5 protein-coding genes are annotated in these 6,505 nt (G+C 57.6%); 3 read left to right on the top strand and 2 right to left on the bottom strand.

Translation table 11 applies throughout. From position 1 onward, the window contains the following. Positions 1-230: 230 nt before the first annotated feature. Positions 231-872, bottom strand: a complete 642-nt coding sequence (ccmA, locus tag AGR13A_RS13360) for a heme ABC exporter ATP-binding protein CcmA (protein WP_080836148.1) — start codon at positions 870-872, stop codon at positions 231-233. Positions 873-1,141: 269 nt separating this feature from the next. Between ccmA and acnA the strand changes: the two genes are divergently transcribed. The 3 genes from acnA (at position 1,142) to AGR13A_RS13345 (ending at position 5,566) form a co-directional block, all read left to right on the top strand. Continuing rightward, positions 1,142-3,835, top strand: a complete 2,694-nt coding sequence (gene acnA, locus AGR13A_RS13355; RefSeq protein ID WP_035221707.1) for an aconitate hydratase AcnA — start codon at positions 1,142-1,144, stop codon at positions 3,833-3,835. Between the two features lie 196 nt (positions 3,836-4,031). After that, positions 4,032-4,772 carry a DUF1223 domain-containing protein gene (locus tag AGR13A_RS13350; protein ID WP_035221704.1) on the top strand — a complete coding sequence of 247 codons (741 nt, stop codon included), beginning with the start codon at positions 4,032-4,034 and terminating at the stop codon, positions 4,770-4,772. 401 nt (positions 4,773-5,173) lie between these two features. Further along, positions 5,174-5,566 (top strand): DUF2794 domain-containing protein, encoded by a 393-nt coding sequence (locus tag AGR13A_RS13345; protein ID WP_080836146.1) that lies wholly within the window; start codon positions 5,174-5,176, stop codon positions 5,564-5,566. Positions 5,567-5,701: 135 nt separating this feature from the next. On the opposite strand, the gene AGR13A_RS13340 is transcribed toward AGR13A_RS13345, so the two are convergent. After that, entirely contained in the window at positions 5,702-6,439 is a 738-nt protein-coding gene (locus AGR13A_RS13340) for a Bax inhibitor-1/YccA family protein (protein ID WP_003492462.1), read from the bottom strand. Positions 6,440-6,505: the final 66 nt, after the last annotated feature.

Raw genomic sequence — 6,505 nt, 5'->3', positions numbered from 1 at the left:
GTCGCGGAGGAAGAGGGCGGTCATCGGGGCGCCGTCCTCGAGTTTTGCGGCTTTACCCCCCTCTGCCCTGCCGGGCATCTCCCCCTCAAGGGGGGAGATCGATCTGCGGCTAGGTCTCGCCCATCTCGAAGCTTGAAAATCGAGCGGCTGGTAAGCTTCTTGCCGATCTCCCCCCCTGAGGGGGAGATGCCCGGCAGGGCAGAGGGGGGTATGCCACACGCGCACCGCCCTCATGCCCAAGCCTCCACACCCGCAAACCCCGTCATTCGCAATTCCCGTGCACTCTCCAGCCCCAAAGGCTGATGGGTCGCAGCCAGAACGATGCCGCCTTTCCCAAGGTGGTTTTTCACGAGATCGGTAAACATCCCGTCCGCAGCCTTGTCGAGCGCCGCCGTCGGTTCATCGAGAATCCACACTGGCCGCCATGCGATCAAAAGCTTCGCCATGGCAAAACGCCGTTGCTGGCCCGCAGACAGATAACCGAAAGGCAGATGGGCGATGCCGGCAAGGCCAACGATCTCCGCCGCCTCATCGATCTCCACGCCCGAGCCGCCGGAAAAATCGCCAAGGAAGTTTTTCCAGAATTCGAGATTTTCCGAAACGGTCAGTTCCGTTTTCATCGCATTGCGGTGGCCGAGATAATGGCAGGCCTCCGAGGGCCGCATGCCCTCCTCTATCTCTTTGCCGGCTATCGTTATCCGTCCCTGTTCCGGCCGCAGCAGGCCGGCCACCGTGCGCAGAAGCGTCGATTTGCCCGAGCCATTCCGGCCCGTCAGCACCAGCGCTTCGCCATTACTTAACTTGAAGGAAACATTCATGAATATGAAATCTTCACCGCGCCGCACGCCAAGATTTTCCGCCGTCAAATCCATGCCGCGTTTCCGTACAAGATTTCGTGGTCTCGATAAAAAAATCGATTAGGTTCGTTGAATGGTCTGGCACGTTTCTCCGAAATTATCTATATGGGTGTCAACCACGCCAGCGGCCGGCGTGATCATCATCTTGCGCCGGACCTGAATGTTACGAGGAGTAACTTTCACGTGCGGACAGCGGAAATGGCCGTACCCGCATCCTGATGTGCCTTAGGGCACGGGGGTCCGCACGCGCGTGTTGGCTATCAGATTATGCGGGGTTTTAAACCGTGGCCAAATCACTCGACAGTTTCCAATGTCGTTCCGTCCTTACCGTGGACGGTAAGGATTACATCTATTTCAGCCTTCCCAAAGCCGAGGCAAACGGCCTGAAGGGCGTATCCAAGCTGCCTTATTCCATGAAGGTTCTCTTGGAAAACCTCCTTCGCTTCGAGGACGGCCAGTCCGTCACCAGGGAACATATTCTGGCCGTTGCCGAATGGCTGAACAACAAGGGCCTGACCGAAACCGAAATCGCTTATCGTCCCGCCCGCGTTCTCATGCAGGACTTCACCGGTGTTCCGGCGGTAGTCGACCTTGCGGCCATGCGCGACGCCATGGTGTCGCTCGGCGGCGACCCGGAAAAGATCAATCCCCTCGTTCCAGTCGACCTCGTCATCGACCACTCGGTCATCGTCGACGAATTCGGCACGCCGACCGCTTTTGCCCGCAACGTCGAGCTTGAATATGAGCGCAATGGCGAACGTTACCGCTTCCTGAAGTGGGGCCAGCAGGCATTCAAGAATTTTCGCGTGGTGCCGCCCGGTACGGGTATCTGTCACCAGGTCAATCTCGAATATCTCGGCCAGACCGTCTGGACGAAGGAAGAGGATGGCGAGACGATTGCTTATCCGGATACCTGCGTCGGTACCGATTCGCACACGACGATGATCAATGGTCTCGGCGTTCTCGGCTGGGGCGTTGGTGGTATTGAGGCTGAAGCGGCCATGCTTGGCCAGCCGGTTTCCATGCTGCTGCCTGAGGTCATCGGCTTCAAGCTGACCGGCAAGGTAAAGGAAGGCGTGACCGCGACCGACCTCGTGCTGACCGTCGTACAGATGCTGCGCAAGAAGGGCGTGGTCTCGAAGTTCGTCGAATTCTTCGGCCCCGGCCTTGATTCGATGTCGCTGGCCGATCGCGCGACCATCGGCAATATGGGCCCGGAATATGGCGCGACCTGCGGCTTCTTCCCGGTTGACGGCGAAACCATCAACTACCTGACCATGTCTGGCCGCACCAAGGACCGCATTGCGCTCGTCGAAGCCTATTCGAAGGCGCAGGACATGTGGCGCACCGGCGATGGTTCGGACCTCGTTTTCACGGACACGCTGGAACTCGACCTCGGCGATGTCGTTCCCTCCATGGCCGGCCCGAAGCGTCCGGAAGGCCGCCTGCCGCTCGAAACCATTGCACCGAATTTCGCAACGGCTCTCGAAAACGACTACAAGAAGCCCGGCCAGCTCCACAGCCGCTACGCGGTTGAGGGCGAGGACTTCGATCTCGGCCATGGCGATGTGGCGATTGCCGCCATCACCTCCTGCACCAACACTTCCAACCCCTCGGTTCTCATCGCCGCCGGCCTTCTCGCCCGCAACGCTGTTGCCAAGGGTCTGAAGTCCAAGCCGTGGGTGAAAACCTCGCTCGCGCCGGGGTCGCAGGTGGTCGCAGAATATCTCGACAAGTCCGGCCTGCAGAAGGACCTCGACACAATCGGCTTCAACCTCGTCGGTTTCGGCTGCACGACCTGCATCGGTAACTCCGGTCCGCTGCCACCGGCGATCTCCAAGACGATCAACGATAAGGGCCTGATCACGGCTGGCGTCCTTTCCGGCAACCGAAACTTTGAAGGCCGTATCTCGCCGGACGTTCAGGCGAACTATCTGGCCTCTCCGCCGCTCGTCGTGGCCTACGCGCTTGCCGGCACGGTCCAGAAGGACCTGACGAAGGAGCCGATCGGCGACGATCAGAACGGCAATCCGGTCTATCTCAAGGATATCTGGCCGACCTCCAAGGAAATCCAGGAATTCATCCTGAAATATGTCACCCGCGAGCTTTACGAATCGAAGTACGCCGATGTCTTCAAGGGCGATGAGAACTGGCAGGCCGTTCAGGTTCCTCCGGGTCAAACCTATGCCTGGGACGACAAGTCGACCTATGTTCAGAACCCGCCTTATTTCGTCGGAATGGGTAAAAAGGGCACCGGCCTCAAGAACATCAAGGGCGCGCGCGTTCTTGGTCTCTTCGGCGACAAGATCACCACCGACCATATTTCTCCGGCCGGTTCGATCAAGGCCGCTTCTCCTGCCGGCGCTTACCTGACGGAGAATGGCGTGGCCGTTGCCGACTTCAACCAGTACGGTACGCGTCGTGGCAACCATGAAGTGATGATGCGTGGCACCTTCGCCAATATCCGCATCCGCAATCACATGCTCGGCCCGAACGGCAAGGAAGGTGGCTACACCATCCACTATCCGTCCAAGGAAGAGATGTCGATCTATGACGCCGCCATGAAATACAAGGCGGAGGGCGTTCCGCTCGTCATCTTTGCCGGTGTCGAATATGGCAACGGTTCTTCCCGTGACTGGGCGGCGAAGGGCACCAACCTGCTCGGCGTCAAGGCCGTGATCGCACAGTCCTTTGAGCGTATTCACCGTTCGAACCTCGTGGGCATGGGTGTCGTTCCCTTCGTTTTCGAAGAGGGTACGACCTGGGCGAGCCTTGATCTCAAGGGTGACGAGATCGTCGAGATCGATGGTCTGGAAGGTGAGATCAAGCCGCGTGAAAAGAAGATCGCCAAGATCACCTACAGCGACGGTTCGGTTAAGGAAGTTCCGCTTCTGTGCCGCATCGATACGCTGGATGAAGTGATCTATATGAACAATGGCGGCATTCTGCAGACCGTTCTTCGTGATCTGGCTGCCTGATCAAGCAAAGGCCAATAAAAGACGCCGGGAGAAATCCCGGCGTCTTTCCCGTTTCTTTGTCTCTTTTTTTGTGATTGCCGCTCACCCCTTCGTGACTTTCTATTGAAGGGGAATAGACGTTATTTTCCGGTTTGCATCCCGGCGGGATTGATCGCATCAATTCGTCTGGATATCTTGCCGGACAAAGGTTTTTGTAATGCCACTGAAATTCCGCCTGTCGATTTGTCTTCTCGGCACGTTCCTCGTCACATCCGCGCATGCGCAGGAGGCCGTGAAGGGCGTCGTCGAATTGTTCACATCGCAGGGATGCGCCTCCTGCCCGCCGGCGGATGAGGCCCTGCGCAAGATGATCCAGAAGGGCGATGTCGTTGGTCTCTCCTACCACGTCGACTACTGGAATTATCTCGGCTGGACCGATTCGCTGGCATCGAAGGAAAATACCGAACGGCAATATGGCTATATGCGCGCGCTTGGCCGCAACGGGGTCTACACGCCGCAGGCCATTCTGAACGGTCGCGATCATGTCAAAGGCGCCGATGTCCGCGGCATTTACGACCGGCTTGATGCTTTCAAGCGCGAGGGGCAGGGGCTGAACGTGCCGGTTTCGTCAAAATTTGCCGGCGATGAGGTGGAGATCGATATTGGCGCCGGCAGCGGCAAGGCCGATGTTGTGGTCGCCTATTTCACGCGTGAGCAGACGGTGGATGTGCAGAAGGGCGAGAACCAGGGGAAAAAAATGTCCTACTGGCACAGCGTCTATGATGTGCAGACCGTTGGCATGTGGGATGGCTCGCCGATGACGGTGAAACTTCCAGCAAGCGTGGTGGCAAAGGTGAAGAAGGGCGGCTGCGCCGTTCTGCTGCAGACGGCCAATGCCAGCGGCGATCCGGCGGCAATCGTCGGCGCAAGTATTCTTTTGGGAAATGAAACCCCCTAATCGCCCATCGGGCGATTGAAGATCCGGTCCGGGCATTGGGGGCTGGGGGTAAAGGGTCAATGCACCGGACCGGGTCATCTTGGTGCCTAGGCATCAATTGACAATAGGACTATTCCACCCAATTCGGGCCATGGTTTGACCGAAATACGGCAGGCCATGCCAAAATGGCTGCCTAAATGGTTACCATTTTTTACCCCTGCTTTTGCCGAGGGCAGCCTCCGCAGTGGCTTTGGTGGGAGCCATTTTGTGTAGCCGCCTTTCGATTTTCCTGTCGTTCCAATATTGTCAAATGCCTTCGTGTCATTGCCTGACGCCGTCTCTTAAGGCGAGCGCGAGGCTTGCAATTTCACCTTCACAGGCTCACATTGACTAGATGATTTGGGTGGAATCGGAGGTATTGGATGACCGATCAACCGGATGTGCAGCAGGTGCAGACCGCTTCACGCGACAATTCCACCGTTATCGATCTCCGTGAATATAAAAAGAACAAGGACCCTTTGCCGGTCACTTTCCACCGGCGCGAGTTGGATGCGATCCTGCGAATTTACGGCCGCATGGTGGGAGAGGGCGAGTGGCGCGATTATGCCATCGACCACTTACGGGAAAAGGCGGTATTTTCCGTCTTCAAGCGCTCGGGCGAAATGCCTCTCTACAGGATCGAGAAAAACCCCAAGCTGGCAACGAAACAGGGGGCCTATAGCGTGGTCAATACAGATGGCCGCATTCTCAAACGCGGTCATGAGCTTCCGCAGGTTCTCAAGGTTTTCGACAAGGTCCTGAAGCTCTTCGAGTGAGCTTTTGAGGGGGGCGTACCCTGCTCATTGCGGGACGCGGGCAAACAGGCCGAGGGCCTTCAGCTTCCGATGCGGGTAAATAAAAAGGCGGCCGAAGGGCCGCCTTTCGCATGTTTGCCAGTAGGGTTCCTACCCTTACTTGTCACGGTTGCCCATGAACTGCAGGAGGAACATGAACAGGTTGATAAAGTCGAGATAAAGCGTCAGCGCACCCATGATTGCCTTGCGGCCAGCCACGGCAACTTCGTCACCATCGAAATACATTTCCTTGATCTTCTGCGTGTCGTAGGCGGTGAGGCCGGCGAAGATTAGTACGCCGATCGCGGAAATCGCGAACTGCAGCGCAGAGGAAGCGAGGAAGATGTTGACGATGGACGCGATGATGAGGCCGAACAGACCCATGATCAGGAACGAACCCATGCCTGAAAGGTCTTTTTTCGTCGTGTAACCGTAAAGCGAGAGCGCGCCGAACGAGGCAGCGGTCACGAAGAACGTCTGTACAACGCTCTGGCCGGTATAGACCAGGAAGATCGAGGACAGAGACACGCCCATCAGCGCCGCATAGACCCAGAAGGTCATCTGGGCGGCGGAAACGCTCATGTTCTGGATACGGAAGCTAAGGAAGAACACCAGTCCGAGCGGTGCGAGCATGACGACCCAGCGCAGCGGCGACGCATAGAGCAACTGTGCGAAGGCCGGATTGGTGGTCGCGAGCGTGAAGGTAGCGAACGCCGCAATGCCGGTGATGACCAGAGCCAGCGCCATCAGGTTGTAAACCTTGAGCATGTAGGCGCGAAGACCTTCATCGATCATCGCACCAGTCTGTGCACGGGTCTGCGCCATGCGGTTCTGGTAGTTATTGAAGTCAGCCATTGTTTCCTCTTTTGAGCTCCGTAATTGCTACGGTGTCGGGATACCTCCCGGGCGCCGCTGCGGAGC

The organism is Agrobacterium genomosp. 13 str. CFBP 6927 (assembly GCA_900012615.1).
GTDB lineage: Bacteria > Pseudomonadota > Alphaproteobacteria > Rhizobiales > Rhizobiaceae > Agrobacterium.
This window is presented reverse-complemented; position numbering and strand designations above follow the sequence as displayed.

Coding starts and splice junctions, on each gene's coding strand:
- ccmA (WP_080836148.1), bottom strand. CDS start 872: ATGGATTTGACGGCGGAAAATCTTGGCGTGCGGCGCGGTGAAGATTTC.
- AGR13A_RS13350 (WP_035221704.1), top strand. CDS start 4,032: ATGCCACTGAAATTCCGCCTGTCGATTTGTCTTCTCGGCACGTTCCTC.
- AGR13A_RS13345 (WP_080836146.1), top strand. CDS start 5,174: ATGACCGATCAACCGGATGTGCAGCAGGTGCAGACCGCTTCACGCGAC.
- AGR13A_RS13340 (WP_003492462.1), bottom strand. CDS start 6,439: ATGGCTGACTTCAATAACTACCAGAACCGCATGGCGCAGACCCGTGCA.